This is a genomic window from Pseudomonas sp. CFBP 8770 (genome assembly GCF_014841705.1).
Taxonomy (GTDB): Bacteria; Pseudomonadota; Gammaproteobacteria; order Pseudomonadales; family Pseudomonadaceae; genus Aquipseudomonas.
This window is the reverse complement of sequence record NZ_JACYUL010000005.1, coordinates 78,912-93,369: the sequence shown is the minus strand read 5'-3', so window position 1 is coordinate 93,369 and position 14,458 is coordinate 78,912. Positions and strand designations below refer to the sequence as shown.

At 63.6% G+C, this 14,458-nt stretch carries 13 protein-coding genes; 10 read left to right on the top strand and 3 right to left on the bottom strand.

Features of this window, described 5'->3' with window-relative positions; genetic code table 11:
- Window positions 1-232 precede the first annotated feature (232 nt).
- Window positions 233-2,380, top strand: a complete 2,148-nt coding sequence (gene egtB / locus IFT98_RS12565) for an ergothioneine biosynthesis protein EgtB (protein ID WP_192048976.1) — start codon at window positions 233-235, stop codon at window positions 2,378-2,380.
- 39 nt (window positions 2,381-2,419) lie between these two features.
- The gene (ligD, locus tag IFT98_RS12560) at window positions 2,420-5,008 is read left to right on the top strand and encodes a DNA ligase D (RefSeq protein WP_192048975.1); all 2,589 of its coding nucleotides are present in this window, start codon (window positions 2,420-2,422) and stop codon (window positions 5,006-5,008) included.
- Between the two features lie 28 nt (window positions 5,009-5,036).
- Here the strand turns inward: ligD and uraH are convergent, their stop codons facing one another.
- Window positions 5,037-5,390 carry a hydroxyisourate hydrolase gene (uraH, locus tag IFT98_RS12555; protein ID WP_192048974.1) on the bottom strand — a complete coding sequence of 118 codons (354 nt, stop codon included), beginning with the start codon at window positions 5,388-5,390 and terminating at the stop codon, window positions 5,037-5,039.
- Between the two features lie 327 nt (window positions 5,391-5,717).
- Here uraH and puuE point away from each other — a divergent pair, with 327 nt between their 5' ends.
- From puuE to IFT98_RS12535, 4 genes are all read left to right on the top strand, one after another.
- Window positions 5,718-6,647, top strand: a complete 930-nt coding sequence (gene puuE, locus IFT98_RS12550; protein ID WP_192048973.1) for an allantoinase PuuE — start codon at window positions 5,718-5,720, stop codon at window positions 6,645-6,647.
- On the top strand, window positions 6,644-7,159 hold the full coding sequence (gene uraD, locus IFT98_RS12545) for a 2-oxo-4-hydroxy-4-carboxy-5-ureidoimidazoline decarboxylase (RefSeq protein WP_192048972.1): 516 nt from the start codon (window positions 6,644-6,646) through the stop codon (window positions 7,157-7,159). Before puuE ends, uraD begins: the two co-directional genes overlap by 4 nt.
- Before the next feature lie 69 nt (window positions 7,160-7,228).
- The gene (alc, locus tag IFT98_RS12540; protein ID WP_192048971.1) at window positions 7,229-8,224 is read left to right on the top strand and encodes an allantoicase; all 996 of its coding nucleotides are present in this window, start codon (window positions 7,229-7,231) and stop codon (window positions 8,222-8,224) included.
- 73 nt (window positions 8,225-8,297) lie between these two features.
- Window positions 8,298-8,801: an ureidoglycolate lyase gene (locus tag IFT98_RS12535; RefSeq protein WP_192048970.1), complete on the top strand. Its 504-nt coding sequence runs from the start codon at window positions 8,298-8,300 to the stop codon at window positions 8,799-8,801.
- 110 nt (window positions 8,802-8,911) lie between these two features.
- Here the strand turns inward: IFT98_RS12535 and IFT98_RS12530 are convergent, their stop codons facing one another.
- A complete protein-coding gene (locus IFT98_RS12530) occupies window positions 8,912-10,108 on the bottom strand; it encodes an aminotransferase-like domain-containing protein (protein ID WP_192048969.1) in 1,197 nt (398 codons plus the stop codon).
- Window positions 10,109-10,390: 282 nt separating this feature from the next.
- Between IFT98_RS12530 and IFT98_RS12525 the strand changes: the two genes are divergently transcribed.
- From IFT98_RS12525 to IFT98_RS12510, 4 genes are read left to right on the top strand one after another with little or no spacing between them, the layout of a single operon-like run.
- A complete protein-coding gene (locus IFT98_RS12525; protein ID WP_192048968.1) occupies window positions 10,391-11,002 on the top strand; it encodes a paraquat-inducible protein A in 612 nt (203 codons plus the stop codon).
- Entirely contained in the window at window positions 10,999-11,613 is a 615-nt protein-coding gene (locus IFT98_RS12520) for a paraquat-inducible protein A (RefSeq protein ID WP_192048967.1), read from the top strand. Before IFT98_RS12525 ends, IFT98_RS12520 begins: the two co-directional genes overlap by 4 nt.
- A complete protein-coding gene (locus IFT98_RS12515; RefSeq protein WP_192048966.1) occupies window positions 11,606-13,288 on the top strand; it encodes a PqiB family protein in 1,683 nt (560 codons plus the stop codon). The genes IFT98_RS12520 and IFT98_RS12515 overlap by 8 nt, the downstream gene beginning before the upstream one ends.
- On the top strand, window positions 13,285-13,887 hold the full coding sequence (locus IFT98_RS12510; protein WP_192048965.1) for a PqiC family protein: 603 nt from the start codon (window positions 13,285-13,287) through the stop codon (window positions 13,885-13,887). The genes IFT98_RS12515 and IFT98_RS12510 overlap by 4 nt, the downstream gene beginning before the upstream one ends.
- Here the strand turns inward: IFT98_RS12510 and IFT98_RS12505 are convergent.
- Window positions 13,880-14,296, bottom strand: a complete 417-nt coding sequence (locus IFT98_RS12505; RefSeq protein WP_122715741.1) for a response regulator — start codon at window positions 14,294-14,296, stop codon at window positions 13,880-13,882. The genes IFT98_RS12510 and IFT98_RS12505 overlap by 8 nt on opposite strands.
- Window positions 14,297-14,458: the final 162 nt, after the last annotated feature.

Genomic DNA, 14,458 nt, shown 5'->3' with positions numbered 1-14,458 from the left:
CCCGGTCGCACAACCGGCCGCAACCTTCATCCCGTGGGAGCGGTCATCGGCCGCGAAAGGGGCACTGCGGATGGGGTTTTCGATGAGCGGGCGAACCTGCCGGGGGTTGCACAGTCACACCCTTTAGCCCGTCGTTGAAGCCCAACGGCGGTCGTGCGGAAAGCGATAGAAAAGCGCTCCCGCGCCCGTTTCCCATCGTCGCCATCGACGGAGCCGTCGGAGCAGCCTCTTGATGAATAGTCTTTCCCAGCACGCCGTGCCCGTCATTCCCCTGCACGACCTGCTGCAACGCTTCAACCAGGTGCGTCGCCACAGCGAACACCTGGCCAGCCCGCTCAGCGCCGAAGACATGGGCGCGCAATCGATGCCCGATGCGAGCCCGGCCAAGTGGCATCTGGCGCACACCACCTGGTTCTTCGAGACGTTTCTGCTGGCCGAACAACTGCCGCACTACACGGCCTTCGACCCCGATTTCTGTTACCTCTTCAACTCCTACTATGAAGCCGTCGGACCGCGCCAGCCGCGTCCACAACGTGGCCTGATGACCCGTCCGGGGCTCGACCGGGTACGCGCCTACCGCGCCCATGTCGACCAGCACATGCAAGACCTGTTGAGCGGCGACCTTGCGCCTGAAGTTTACGCGCTGATCGAGCTGGGCCTGTCCCACGAGCAACAGCACCAGGAACTGTTGCTGATGGACATCCTGCATCTGTTCAGTCTGTCGGCGCTCAAACCGGCCTACGACCCGGCATGGCCCGTCGACGCAAGCGGCCAGCGTGGTCGGTTCATCGGCCATGCCGGCGGATTGGTGGAGATCGGTCACGCCGGCGACGGCTTCGCCTTCGACAATGAGGGCCCGCGGCACAAGGTGTTCGCCCAAGCATTCGAGATCGCCGATCGCCTGGTCACCAACGGTGAGTGGCTGGAATTCGTCGAAGCCGGCGGCTACACCCAGGCAGGGCTGTGGCTGGCCGACGGCTGGGCCACAGTGCAGGGCGAAGGCTGGCATGCGCCGTTCTACTGGCAGCAGGACAACGCCGGCAACTGGCTGGAGATGAGCCTGCGCGGACTGCAACCCCTGCAGCTCGACGCCCCTGTGGTGCACATCAGCTACTACGAGGCGGCGGCCTTCGCCCAATGGGCCGGCGCACGCCTGCCCACCGAAGCGGAATGGGAAATTGCCGCTGGCACCGGGCAGCTGCAACAGCTCGACGATGTGGCCTGGCAATGGACGCAGAGCGCCTACAGCGCCTACCCTGGTTTTCAGCCAGCGGTCAGCGCAGTGGGTGAATACAACGGCAAGTTCATGATCAACCAGATGGTGCTGCGCGGTGGCGCCAGCATCACCCCGGTCGGCCATACGCGGCCCACCTACCGCAACTTTTTCGGGCCTGCCTGCCGCTGGATGTTCTCGGGCCTGCGCCTGGCCCGCGACGTGACGCCGTACAGCGCGCGCAACGATGGCAGCGACGAGTTCGCTCGCGATGCAGTGACCGGGCTGTCGGCGCCACAGAAGTCGATTTCGCCCAAGTATTTCTACGATACCCAGGGCTCGCAGCTGTTCGAAGCCATCTGCACCTTGCCCGAGTACTATCCAACACGTGCGGAAACTGCCCTGCTGACCGAAATCGCCCCGCAGCTCGCCGCATTGATCGCCGAAGATGCAGCCCTGGTCGAATTCGGCGCCGGTGCCTGTGACAAGGTACGTCTGTTGCTGGATGCCGTGCCGCAGATCGGCCTGTACGTACCGATCGATATCTGCAGCAACGCGCTGGAACGCGCCGGCACCCAGCTGCGCCAGCGCTACCCTGTCCTGCGCATCGCCCCGCTGGTCGACGACTTCACCCGCGCCCTGCACCTGCCGGAGGAAACCCGTGGCCATCCGCGCGTGGGCTTCTTCCCGGGGTCGACACTGGGCAACTTCACCCGTCCGCAAGCCGTGCGTTTTCTGCGTTCGGCCCGCGAGCTGCTGGGGCGCGATGCGCGTTTCATCATCGGGGTCGACATGGTCAAGGACATCGCCACCCTGGAGGCTGCCTATGATGACGCTGCCGGGGTCACGGCACGCTTCAACAAGAACCTGCTGACGCGCATGAATCGTGAGCTCGACGCCGACTTCGACGAACAGGCCTTCGACCACTTGGCGCTATGGAACCCCGACTACGAACGGATCGAAATGCACCTGGTCAGCCGCAAGGCGCAACAGGTGCGTGTGGCGGGACGCACGCTCGCCTTCAAGGCGGGCGAACGGCTGCACACCGAGAACTCGCACAAGTTCACCGTGCAATCCTTTACCGAACTGGCCGCTGCGGCCGGCTGGGAAGTCAGCGATCAATGGATCGGAGAGGCGCCGCAGGTGGCGCTGTTCTGCCTGCGCTGACAGCCCTGCAGCGCAAGCGCATCATGAGTGAGGAACGCCATGAGCAAGGCACTGGAGGAGTACAACCGCAAGCGTGACTTCGAGGCCACCCCGGAGCCTTCGGGCGGCGCACGCAGCGGCAAGCGCGGCAAGGCCGCGCAGGCCCTGCAGTTCTGCATCCAGAAGCATGATGCCAGCCACTTGCACTACGACTTTCGCCTGGAACTCGATGGCACCCTGAAAAGCTGGGCGGTGCCCAAGGGTCCGTCGCTGGACCCGAAGGCTCGACGCCTGGCCGTGCATGTCGAAGACCACCCGCTGGATTACGCCAGCTTCGAAGGCAACATTCCCGAGGGGCACTACGGTGCCGGGGACGTGATCGTCTGGGACCGCGGCACCTGGATCCCCGAGGGCGACCCACTCCAGGGCTATGAAAAGGGCAAGCTCAAGTTCGTGCTGCAGGGCGAGAAACTGGCTGGCGCGTGGAATCTGGTCAAGACCCATATGCCTGGCAAGCGTGAGCAGTGGTTCCTGATAAAGTCCAAGGACGAGGCCGCGCGTCCCCTGGCCGAATACGATGTGCTGGAGGCCCAGCCCGATAGCGTCCTCAGCGAGCGCACTCTGGTTCCGCGCAAGCACAAAAGCAAAGGATCGACCAAAACAGCCAGCAAATCCGTGGCCAAGCCGGCGGTCAGCCCCAGAGCCACTGGCAAAGGTGTGCAGCTGCAAGGCGCTCGCGCCGCCGCGTTGCCGGCCAGCCTCAAGCCCGAGCTGGCGACCCTGGTGGACACCGCCCCGGACGGTGACTGGCGCTACGAGATCAAGTTCGACGGTTACCGTATCGTCGCGCGCATCGAAGACGCCGAGGTCAGCCTGTTCACGCGCAACGGCCACGACTGGACCGCCAGGATGCCGCACCAGGCCAAGGCACTTGCGGCCCTGGGCTTGCAATCGGCCTGGCTGGACGGTGAAGTGGTCGTGACCAACGAACAAGGCGTGCCGGATTTCCAGGCTCTGCAGAATGCCTTCGAAGAGCAACACAGCGGCGACATCGTCTTCTACCTGTTCGACCTGCCCTACCTCAACGGCATGGACCTGCGCGAAGTCCCTGTCGAGCAGCGCCGCAGTGCCTTGGCCAAGGTCCTGGAAGCCAACGAGGACGATGCCCTGAAATTCTCCGACGACTTTGCCGACTCGGCCGAATCTCTGCTCGCCAGCGCGTGCCAGATGAACATGGAAGGACTGATCGGCAAACGTGTCGGCAGCCCCTATGTGTCGCGGCGCAGCAGTGACTGGATCAAGCTCAAGTGCAAGCGCCGCCAGGAGTTCGTGATCGTCGGTTACACCGAGCCCAAGGGCAGCCGCAGCGCATTCGGCGCCTTGTTGCTGGGCCTGCATGATGCCGACAGCGGCGAGTTGCGCTATGCCGGCAAGGTCGGCACCGGCTTCAGTGAAGCCACGCTGCGAACCCTGCTGGCGCAATTGCAGACGCTGGAAACCGACGACCCGGCAGTCGGCAATCCACCCAAGGGCGCCGACGCCCGGGGCGTGCATTGGTTGCAGCCGACCTTGGTGGCTGAAGTGGCGTATGCCGAAATGACCCGTGACGGCGCCGTCCGTCATGCGGTTTTTCATGGATTGCGCAGCGACAAGCCCGCCAGCGACATCACGTCGGAGGCGCCCGCCGCGAAAATCAGCGCGCCCACCCAACCGGTGAAGCCGAAGAAGACACCTCGCAAGGCGGCTACCAAGGCAGACGACGCAGACCTGGTCGGTCAGGTGCGCATCACCCACCCGGAGCGGGTGATCGACGCCACCAGCGGTACCACCAAGATGCAACTGGCCGAATACTACGGACGCATTTCACCCTGGTTGCTGCCGCACCTCAAGCAGCGTCCGGTGGCACTGGTACGGGCACCCGATGGGGTGGGCGGCGAGTTGTTCTTCCAGAAGCACGCAGGCCACCTGGCGATCCCGCACATCGTCACCTTCGACAAGGAAGAGGCAGGCCAGGCCGCCATGGTCATCAACGACGGCCAGGCGCTGCTCGGCGCGGTGCAGATGGGCACGCTGGAGCTGCACACCTGGAACGCGACCGCCAAGGATTTCGAACACCCCGACTGGTTCGTGCTCGACCTCGACCCCGATCCGGCGCTGCCCTGGAAAAGCATGGTCGAAGCCACCCAACTGACCCAGACCCTGCTCGACGAGCTGGGCCTCGCATCGTTTCTCAAGACCAGCGGCGGCAAAGGCATGCACGTGGTGGTGCCGATCACCCGCAAGCTAGGCTGGGACGAGGTCAAGGCGTTCAGCCGCGCCGTGGTCGAGCATATGGCCAGGCTGATGCCGGAGCGCTTCAGCGCCGTGTCCGGCCCGAAAAATCGTATCGGAAAGATCTTCATCGACTATCTGCGCAATGGCCTGGGCGCGACCACGGCCTGCGCCTACGCGGCACGGGCGCGTGACGGCTTGCCGGTTTCAGTGCCGGTCACCCGTGACGAGGTGGCGCAGATCAAGGGGGGCGACCATTGGAACATCGACAGCGTGCTCGAACGCCTGGCAGAGATGGATGAAGATCCGTGGGCGGATTTTTTCACCACCCGCCAGAGCATCACCGTTGCGATGCGCAAGAAGCTCGGGCTCAAATGAGCGTACACCGACCCCGCCACTGGATGAATCAGCTGCCGCGGTAGGTGGAGTAGCTGTAGGGTGAAAGCAGCAGCGGCACATGGTAGTGCGTCTGGCTGGCATCGATGCCGAAACGCAGCACGATCTCGTCGAGAAAGGCCGGCGCCGCCATGAGCGTGCCACGGGCACGGTAATAGTCGCCGCCGGCAAAGTGCAGCTGGTACACCCCCGAACGATAATGCTCGCCTTCCAGCAAGGGCACGTCGCAGCGGCCGTCGGCATTGGTCACGGCCGTTGCCAGCAGTTGCAGCTGCTCGCCCTCGACCCGATAAAGACGCACCTGGATGGCGTTACCAGGGCACCCATGTGCGGTGTCCAAAACATGTGTGGTCAAGCGTCCCATGGTCGATGTTCACCTGATGAAGGGGTGCTTCCAGCGCGCACCGTGGTAGAGCGGGAACGTGCGATTCGCGCCGAAACGGGGCATGGCGCGTGGCACGCTGCAAAAGAGCCGAGCCAAAAACGCCGAAGATCCTCATTGCTGACCGACCGGGCAGGTTTTTTGCAAGACTCTGGGCAAGTGCTTCTGCAAGGATGAAGCCATCTACCTGTGATTGACGCGAGCTTACAAATCGCCCATGCCGATGTATACACTCCATTCAAGCGCGAAGCGGGCCCTTCCCGGGTGCGTCGTCGAGCCCGTTCTGCCACGTACAGAAGGAAGTCTGCGGTGAGCCCCGATTACCCCCGCGACCTGATCGGCTACGGCGACACCCCCCCTCATCCACACTGGCCGGGCAACGCCCGCATTGCAGTGTCGTTCGTGCTCAACTATGAAGAAGGCGGCGAACGCAACGTGCTGCATGGCGACAGCGAGTCCGAGGCGTTCCTGTCGGAAATGGTCGCGGCTCAGCCGTTGCAGGGCCAGCGCAACATGAGCATGGAATCGCTCTATGAATACGGCAGCCGCGCCGGCGTATGGCGGGTGCTCAAGCTGTTTCGCCAGGCCGGTATTCCCTTGACCGTATTTGCCGTGGCCATGGCCGCGCAGCGCCACCCCGAGGCCATTCGGGCCATGGTCGCCGATGGCCATGAAATCTGCAGCCACGGCTATCGCTGGATCGACTACCAGAATGTCGATGAAGCGCAGGAGCGCGAACACCTGCTCGAAGCCATCCGCATCATCACCGACATCACTGGCCAGCGACCGCTGGGCTGGTACACCGGCCGCACCGGCCCCAATACCCGGCGCCTGGTGATGGAAGAAGGCGGTTTCCTCTACGACAGCGACGCCTACGACGACGACCTGCCCTACTGGCAACCGGGCAGCGATGCGCGCCATGGGCATCTGGTGATCCCCTACACGCTGGACACCAACGACATGCGTTTCACCCAAGTACAGGGCTTCAACAAGGGCGACGACTTCTTCGACTACCTCAAGGACGCCTTCGACGTGCTGTACGCCGAAGGCGCGGACGCGCCGAAGATGCTCTCGATAGGCCTGCACTGTCGCCTGATCGGCCGCCCGGGACGCCTGGCATCGCTCAAGCGCTTCATTGATTATGTCCAGAGCCATGAGCAGGTGTGGTGCGCGCGGCGCGTGGACATCGCCCGGCACTGGCAGACCGTTCATCCCTACCCAGGCAGCCTTCGCCCATGAGCCACTTTCGTACCCTGCAACCCTCACGGCTGAGCCGCGCCGGTTTCATCTCCGCGTTCGGTGATATCTACGAGCACTCGCCCTGGGTCGCCGAGCAGGCTTTCGAGCGCCTGCCGGTGGACCGCCGCGACGATATCGAAACAGTGCATGCCTGCATGGGCCAGGTGGTGGCCGACGCCGACCGTGCCAGGCTGATGGCATTGATCAATGCGCACCCCGATCTGGCCGGCAAGGCTGCGGTACAGGGTCAACTCACCGCTGCCAGCACCCAGGAGCAGGCCGGTGCCGGCATTAGCCAATGCACCGCCGAGGAGTTCCAGCGCTTCACCGAGCTCAACGATGCATACCGCGCCCGTTTCGGCTTCCCGTTCATCATGGCCGTCAAGGGCAGCGACCGACAGCAGATCCTGGCGGCGTTCGAAACGCGTATCGGCCATTCTCCCGAGGACGAATTCAGCTGTGCATTGCGCGAAATCGACAAGATCGCCCTGTTTCGCCTGCAAGCGCTGTAACCGCTGCAGCCATGCCATCGCGCCCGGCGCGATTTCCATCTCACTACCGTTCAAGGCAGACCCGCATTCATGAAAGCCTACGCCGCACCGTTTCAGAAATACGTCAACCTGGCGGATGCCCGCCTCGGTACCCGCGCCATTTCGGTGACCGATGATTGGTTTGCCGACGTCAACCGGTTGTTCCAGCCTACCCCGGCGGTGTGGAAGGAAGGCGTGTTCGACGACAACGGCAAGTGGATGGATGGCTGGGAATCTCGGCGCAAGCGCTTCGAAGGTCATGACACGGCGGTGATCCGCCTGGGCGCGCCGGGCTCGATCAAGGGTGTGGACATCGACACGTCGTTCTTCACCGGCAACTTCCCGCCCTCGGCGTCGCTGGAGGCGTGCTTCATCAGCGAAGGCGAGCCCGACGAGCAGACGCAGTGGGTCGAGATCCTCGGCGCGGTGGAACTGCAGGGCAACAGCCATCACTACCATGGCATCGACAACGACAGCGCGTTCAGCCATCTGCGCTTCAACATCTACCCGGACGGCGGCGTGGCACGCCTGCGCGTGTATGGCGTCCCGTTCCGCAGTTGGTCGAGCGTCAGCGACGAGGAGACCCTCGACCTGGCCAGCGCCCTCAACGGCGGACGCGCGCTGGCCTGCTCGGACGAGCACTATGGCAGCATGAGCAACCTGCTCAACCCGGGCCGCGGGGTCAACATGGGTGATGGCTGGGAAACCGCACGGCGGCGCACGCCAGGCAATGACTGGGTCATCGTGGCCTTGGGTCATGCCGGGGTGGTGCAGCAGGTGGTGGTCGACACCTTGCACTTCAAGGGTAACTACCCCGACAGTTGCTCGATCCAGGGCGCGTTCGTCAAAGGCGGTACAGACAGCCAGATCGAGACCCAGAGCCTGTTCTGGCGCGAGCTGTTGCCCAGCCAGAAGCTGCAGATGCACCAGGAACACAGCTTCGCCGAACAGATCAAGGCACTGGGCCCGATCACCCATATCCGCCTGAACGTTTTCCCCGACGGGGGTGTAAGCCGTCTGCGCGTGCTGGGCACGCTGGCCAGATAGCCGGCTCGGTATCCGTTCGCCTGCCTGGGGGGATCGACCACCCAGGCAGCGTCAATCAACGACAAGGCCCTTCATGCGTACATTAACGATCGAACCCCTGAGCAAAGCCGCGTTCGCCCCCTTCGGCGATGTCATCGAAACCCAGGGCAGCGCGCACTTCCTGATCAACAACGGCTCCACGCAACGCTTCGATCGCCTGGCGGACGTGCAGCTTGGCACCGCGCAGGATCAGGCCGTGATCAGCATCTTTCGCGCCCAGACCCTGCCGATGCCGCTGACCGTGCGCATGCTGGAACGTCATCCGCTGGGCAGCCAGGCGTTCATCCCGTTGCAGGGCAAGGCGTTTCTCATCGTGGTCGCCCCGGCCGGTGAGGTGCCGCACAGTGAAGCGGTGCGAGCTTTTCGTAGCGACGGCCATCAGGGCATCAACTACCATCAGGGCGTCTGGCACCACCCGATATTGGCCTTGGCCGATGGCGATGACTTCCTGGTGGTGGACCGTAAAGGCCCTGGCAATAACTGCGACGAGTTCTTCTTCGAGGAGCGCGATTCATTGTCGCTGGATCCGTTGCGCTGAGTTTTGCCACGCATGGCTCGGCATGTCTGTAGCAGCGGCGGGAGCCGCGTCCGGCGTCAGCGTGGTTTTTCCGATACACCACGGCGCCGGTGACGCGGCTTGCGCCGCTGCTACAGGAAAGCGCGGCGCAGGCGTTCGAGGCCTTCGTCGATGTCGGCCAGCCCCGGTGCGGCGAACGACAGGCGAATGCTGCTTGGGTCAGGGTCTTGTGCATAGAACGCGCTGCCCGGCACGAACAGCACCTTCTGCTCGATCGCACGCGGCAGCAGCGCCTTGGCGTCCAGCCCGTGGCGGCAGCGGCCCCAGACGAACATTCCCCCTGCAGGCGCGCTGACCTCCAGGTATTCCGTCAGCGGCTGCAACCCTGCCAGCATCCGCTCGCATTTCTGCCGGTAGCCCTCGGCCAGGCCCGGCAAAGCCTGCTCCAAAGCCCCTGCCGCAAGGTAATTGGCCGCGATGCGCTGCGCCCAGGGCGAGGTACACAGGTCCACGGTCTGCTTGGCCACCAGGCAGCGCTGGCGGATGGCCGCAGGCGCCACCATCCAACCCACCCGCAGCCCCGGCGCCAGCACCTTGGACAGACTGGACAGATGGATCACCCTGCCCTCGGCGCCCTCGACCTGCCGGCTCAGCGCCAGCAACGACGGCACGTCCTCACCGGCGAAACGCAACGCACCGTAGGGATCGTCTTCGACCAGCAGAAAATCGTGCGCGACCGCCAGCTTCAGCAACGCCATGCGCCGCGCCAAAGGCAGGCAGGCGCCGGTAGGGTTGGCGAAGGTCGGAACGCAATAGAGCATGGCCACATCGCCAAGCGTACGCTGGGCCAGCTGTTGCGCCAACGCGTCGGTGTCCAGGCCGTCGGCATCGGTCGCCGCGCTGAGCACCTGCGCCCCGGCCAGGCGCAACGCCTGCAGCGCTGCAGGATAGGTCGGGCATTCCACCAACACCGTGGCGTCGGGTGCCAGCAACACCTTGAGCAACAAATCGAAGCCTTGCTGCGAGCCGGTTGTCACCACCATGTCCTCGGCCTTGACCACGGCACCGCGCCGCGCCATCAGCTGCACCAGTTGCTCGAGCAGGGCCGGCAGGCCCTCGGTGGCGGCGTATTGCAGGCAGTCCAGAGGCGTCTCGCGCATTGCCTGGTCTGCCGCGTCACGCAGGCCGGACTGGTCGAAGAACGTCGAGGCCGGATAGCCGCCGGCGAAGGAAATCATGCCCGGCAGCGACAGGTACTTGAACAGCTCGCGTATGGCCGAGCCCGTGGGGTTTTCGAAGGCTGGGGTGAAACGGTAGTCCAGGGCCATGACAGTGCTCGACGACGGAGGTGCCGAAAGTATCGAGGCGGGCGAATACCCGTCGCAAGCGAGGATAATTCCAGATGTCATGCCATTTGGTGCTGACAGCGACCACCCAAGAAAAATACAGGCCGTCACCGGTCTGATGTGCCCGGCTATCGCCATACGGAACGCACATCACTATCATGACTCAGATACTCATGGCACCGCGCCACTGGACTAGACAGCTCGTGTCGAATCTGGGGAAATGCGCGCCCTCGTCCGCAGGCCTTCACCCATGCCCATTGTCGAATGAATACGTCTTCGCGCCGCATCATCTGTGAACATTGTGATTCGCTGTTCGAATCGGTGCCCTTGGCCCATGGTCAAAAAGCCGAATGCACGCGCTGTGGCGCGGTGCTCGAGCGTGGCCATCGCCTGAGCATCCAGGCGTTGTTCGCCCTCGCGCTGACCGCAGCCATGCTGTTTCTGCTGGCCAATGCCTTTCCAGTGATCAGCATCAGCATGGAAGGCCTGAGCAACCAGGCCACCCTGCTCGCTTCGGTCGAGGCACTGGCACAGGGGCGCATCACGCCCATGGCCGCGGTCACCGGGCTGACCATCATCCTCGCACCGCTGTTGCAGATCTGCCTGTTGTGCTGGCTGCTCGGGTTCGCCACGGCAGGACGTGCCGCGCCCGGTTTTCGCACCTGCATGCGAGCCCTCGAACACCTGCGCCCATGGAGCATGCTCGAAGTCTGCCTGCTGGGCATTCTGGTCGCCATTATCAAACTGGCGGGCATGCTCGATGTGCATCCCGGCGTCGGTCTGTGGGCGCTGGGCATGGTCACCGTGCTGCTGATCCTGATCTCGGGCAAGGGCATCCGCCGACTCTGGGATGACCTGGAAGGACAGCTGCGATGAGCGAGCCGGTCTACGCCCGACAACTGGGCCTGGTGCTGTGCCATACCTGTGGGCATATCTGCCAGGCAGGTGAACACCATTGCCCGCGTTGCCACTCCACAGTTCACGCGCGCAAGCCCGAAAGCATCGGTCGTACCTGGGCGCTGCTGATCGCGGCCCTGATCCTGTACATCCCCGCCAACCTGCTGCCGGTGATGCGCACCAACATGTTCGGCAATGCCAGCGAAAACACCATCATGAGTGGTGTCATCGAGTTCTGGCACGGCGGCTCGTGGGACATCGCCGTGCTGATCTTTTTCGCCAGCGTGGTCGTTCCCTGCATGAAGTTCCTGATCCTGGGCACGCTGCTGATAACCTGTCAGCGCAAGAGCCACTGGGCCATGCGCGAGCGGGCCCGGCTGTATCGCTTCATCGAGTTGATCGGCTATTGGTCGATGCTCGACGTGCTGGTGGTGGCGCTGGTGGCCGCACTGGTGCAGTTCCGTTCGCTGAGTTCCATCGACCCATTGCTGGGTATCGTGTTTTTCGGTCTGGTGGTGGTACTCACCATGCTTGCCGCCATGAGTTTCGATCCCCGGCTCATCTGGGATGTAGAGGTTGAAGATGTCTGATCGTCCAGGTTCCACCCCCGCGTCCCCTGCCGCTGCGCCGGCGGTCAAGACGCGTCGTTTCAATGTCTCGCTGGTGTGGATCGTGCCGATCCTCGCCGCCGTGGTGGGCGCCTCGATGCTCATCAGCAACGGCCTCAATGCCGGGCCGCAGATCGAGATCAGCTTCCAGACCGCCATGGGCCTGGAAGCGAACAAGACCCAGGTGAAGTACAAGAACGTAGTGATCGGCCAGGTGACCGCCATCGCGCTCAGCGACGATCGCAGCCATGTGGTGGCCAAGGTTGACCTGAACAAGTCCGCCGAAGGCTTCACCGCCGAAGACTCGGTGTTCTGGGTGGTGCGCCCGCGCATCGGCGCCAATGGCATTTCCGGCGTCGACACCCTGCTCTCCGGTGCCTTCATCGGCGCCGACGCGGGCAGCGCCGAAGAGCGCAAGAAACAGTTCGTCGGCAAGGAAACCCCACCGCCGATCACCTATGGCGAGCAAGGCAAGCGTTTCACCCTGCACACCGAAGACCTGGGTTCGCTGGACATCGGCTCGCCGGTCTACTATCGCCGCATCGAGGTCGGCCAGGTGGTGTCGTACCAACTGGCCGAGGACGGCAAGGGTGTCGACGTGGAGATCTTCGTGCACGCGCCCAACGACAAGTTCGTCACCACCGACACGCGCTTCTGGAACGCCAGCGGCATCGACCTGACCGTGGGTGCCAGTGGCCTGAAGGTGAACACCGAATCGTTGTCGACCATCCTTGCCGGCGGTGTCGCTTTCGTCGAGCCCAAGTACAGCCCCAACGCGACACCGGCTACCGAACGCTCGCGCTTCGACCTGTTCGGTGATCAGGAAACCGCCCTGGCGCCGCCCGACGGTGATCCACGTTACATCAGCATGAACTTCAATCAGTCGCTGCGCGGCCTGACGGTCAATGCGCCGGTGGAATTCATGGGCGTCAATATCGGCCGCGTGGTCTCGGTCAACCTGGACTATGACGCCAAGACCAAGAGCTTTCCCAGCGTGGTCGGCGCCGTGATCTACCCGGATCGCCTGGGCAAGGCGCACGAGAAGCTGCTCAAGCAGATGGGCACCGAGGACGACGAACGTTCGGCTCAGCTGATGTCCGCCTTCGTCAAGCAAGGCCTGCGCGCTCAGGCTCGCAGCGCCAACCTGATCACCGGCCAGTTGTATATCTCGCTCAGCTTCATACCCAACGCCACCCCAGTGGCCTTCGACATGGCCGCCCGGCCGCTGCGCATCCCTACGGTGCCCGGCAGCCTGGACAAGGTTCAGGAGCAACTGCAGGGGGTGGTCGACAAGATCAGCAAGCTGCCGCTCGACGAGATCGCCAACAACCTCAATGGCAGCCTGAGCGAGATGCAGAAGACCTTGCGCCAGGTCAATGGCGAGGTGCTGCCGCAGATGCGCGGCACCCTGCAACAAACTCAGAAGACCCTCGCCGCGGCGAATTCGACGTTTGCCGACGACTCGCCCGAGCGCCAGCAGTTGAGCCAGGCCATGGATGAAGTTCAGCGCACCGCACGCTCGGTGCGCGTACTGACCGACTTCCTCAGCCGCAACCCGGAAGCGCTGATCCGTGGCCGCACCAAGCAGGGCGAGCCGGATGCCTTCCGCAGCCCGGGCAATACTTCACGTGAAATCCAACCGGAAGCTCAACGATGATCAAACGTACCTTGATGCTGGCTGCAAGCATAGGCCTGAGTGCCTGCAGCTCGCCGGTCACCCACTACTACACGCTGCAGGACACCGCGCCGAGCGTACCGTCCCGCCTGGCCGCACCGTCGTTTCAGTTCGAGATGCTGGGGGTGCGCATGCCGGTCCAGGTCGATCAGCCACAACTGGTGGTGCGGCAGAATCAGGGCAACCTCGCCATTCTGGAAAACGATCGTTGGAGCGCGCCGTTGGCCGATGAGTTTCACGATGCCCTGACCGATCGCCTCGAACGCCAGCTGGGCACGCGAGACCTGGCCGGGTTACCCAAGGATGCGCAGCGTCCAGTGCTGTCGTTGCAGACCGACGTGCGCCGCTTCGACTCGCTGCCGGGGCAATATGCGCTGGTCGATGTGGTGTGGAGCCTGGGCTTGCGCGGTGCTGCGCAACCGCGCCGTACATTGACCTGTGCGAGTCAGATCCGCGAAACGGCGGGGGTGGAATTGAGCAGCCTGGTGGTGGCACACCAGCGGGTGATCGATCAATTGGCGAAACAGATCGCGACGACCGCTCGCCAATGGGCGCAGGGAAGCGGCGGTTGTCCTAGCTGACAGCGCGCGGCACAGTGGCCAGGGCCTTCTCGACACCGTCGAGCAGCTGGCCCAAGGTCCACGGCTTGCGAACGAAACTGACCGGAATGGTAACGCCGGAGCTTTCCGGAGTTTCGTGACCCGACATGATCATGATCGGAATCTCGGGCCAGGTCTGCGCCGAATAGTTGGCCAGGCCTGCACCGTTCATGCTGCCTGGCATCAAGATGTCCGTCAGCAACAAACCGACTTCGTTGGAATGCTGGTTCAGAAACGCGAGCGCATGATCCGCAGATTCGACACCCTCCGCCTTCCAACCCTCGTCGGTCAGGAGCTCGCAGACGAATTCGCGAATCACCGCTTCGTCTTCCACCACCAGAACCAGGTTCGCTCCCTTGGAGGCACCGTCGATGCGCGGCGAATCAGTCATTGCCAAATCCTTCTGTGTACTTGAATTGATTGAGGAAAGTAACCGCCGCGATGGCGACTCCCACACTCAGGTTAGGAGAGCGGAAAAGCTTACGAATTCCATTTGTCGAGGTTGCGCCGACGAACGGTAACCAGCGCCTCCGACGCGGCTGCCACAACGGCG

Excerpts from the sequence above, each read along its gene's own strand:
- uraH (WP_192048974.1), bottom strand. The coding sequence starts at position 5,390 with ATGGGACGCTTGACCACACATGTTTTGGACACCGCACATGGGTGCCCT.
- IFT98_RS12535 (WP_192048970.1), top strand. The coding sequence starts at position 8,298 with ATGCGTACATTAACGATCGAACCCCTGAGCAAAGCCGCGTTCGCCCCC.
- IFT98_RS12505 (WP_122715741.1), bottom strand. The coding sequence starts at position 14,296 with ATGACTGATTCGCCGCGCATCGACGGTGCCTCCAAGGGAGCGAACCTG.
- uraD (WP_192048972.1), top strand. The coding sequence starts at position 6,644 with ATGAGCCACTTTCGTACCCTGCAACCCTCACGGCTGAGCCGCGCCGGT.
- IFT98_RS12510 (WP_192048965.1), top strand. The coding sequence starts at position 13,285 with ATGATCAAACGTACCTTGATGCTGGCTGCAAGCATAGGCCTGAGTGCC.
- egtB (WP_192048976.1), top strand. The coding sequence starts at position 233 with ATGAATAGTCTTTCCCAGCACGCCGTGCCCGTCATTCCCCTGCACGAC.
- IFT98_RS12525 (WP_192048968.1), top strand. The coding sequence starts at position 10,391 with ATGAATACGTCTTCGCGCCGCATCATCTGTGAACATTGTGATTCGCTG.
- IFT98_RS12520 (WP_192048967.1), top strand. The coding sequence starts at position 10,999 with ATGAGCGAGCCGGTCTACGCCCGACAACTGGGCCTGGTGCTGTGCCAT.
- IFT98_RS12530 (WP_192048969.1), bottom strand. The coding sequence starts at position 10,108 with ATGGCCCTGGACTACCGTTTCACCCCAGCCTTCGAAAACCCCACGGGC.
- ligD (WP_192048975.1), top strand. The coding sequence starts at position 2,420 with ATGAGCAAGGCACTGGAGGAGTACAACCGCAAGCGTGACTTCGAGGCC.
- alc (WP_192048971.1), top strand. The coding sequence starts at position 7,229 with ATGAAAGCCTACGCCGCACCGTTTCAGAAATACGTCAACCTGGCGGAT.
- IFT98_RS12515 (WP_192048966.1), top strand. The coding sequence starts at position 11,606 with ATGTCTGATCGTCCAGGTTCCACCCCCGCGTCCCCTGCCGCTGCGCCG.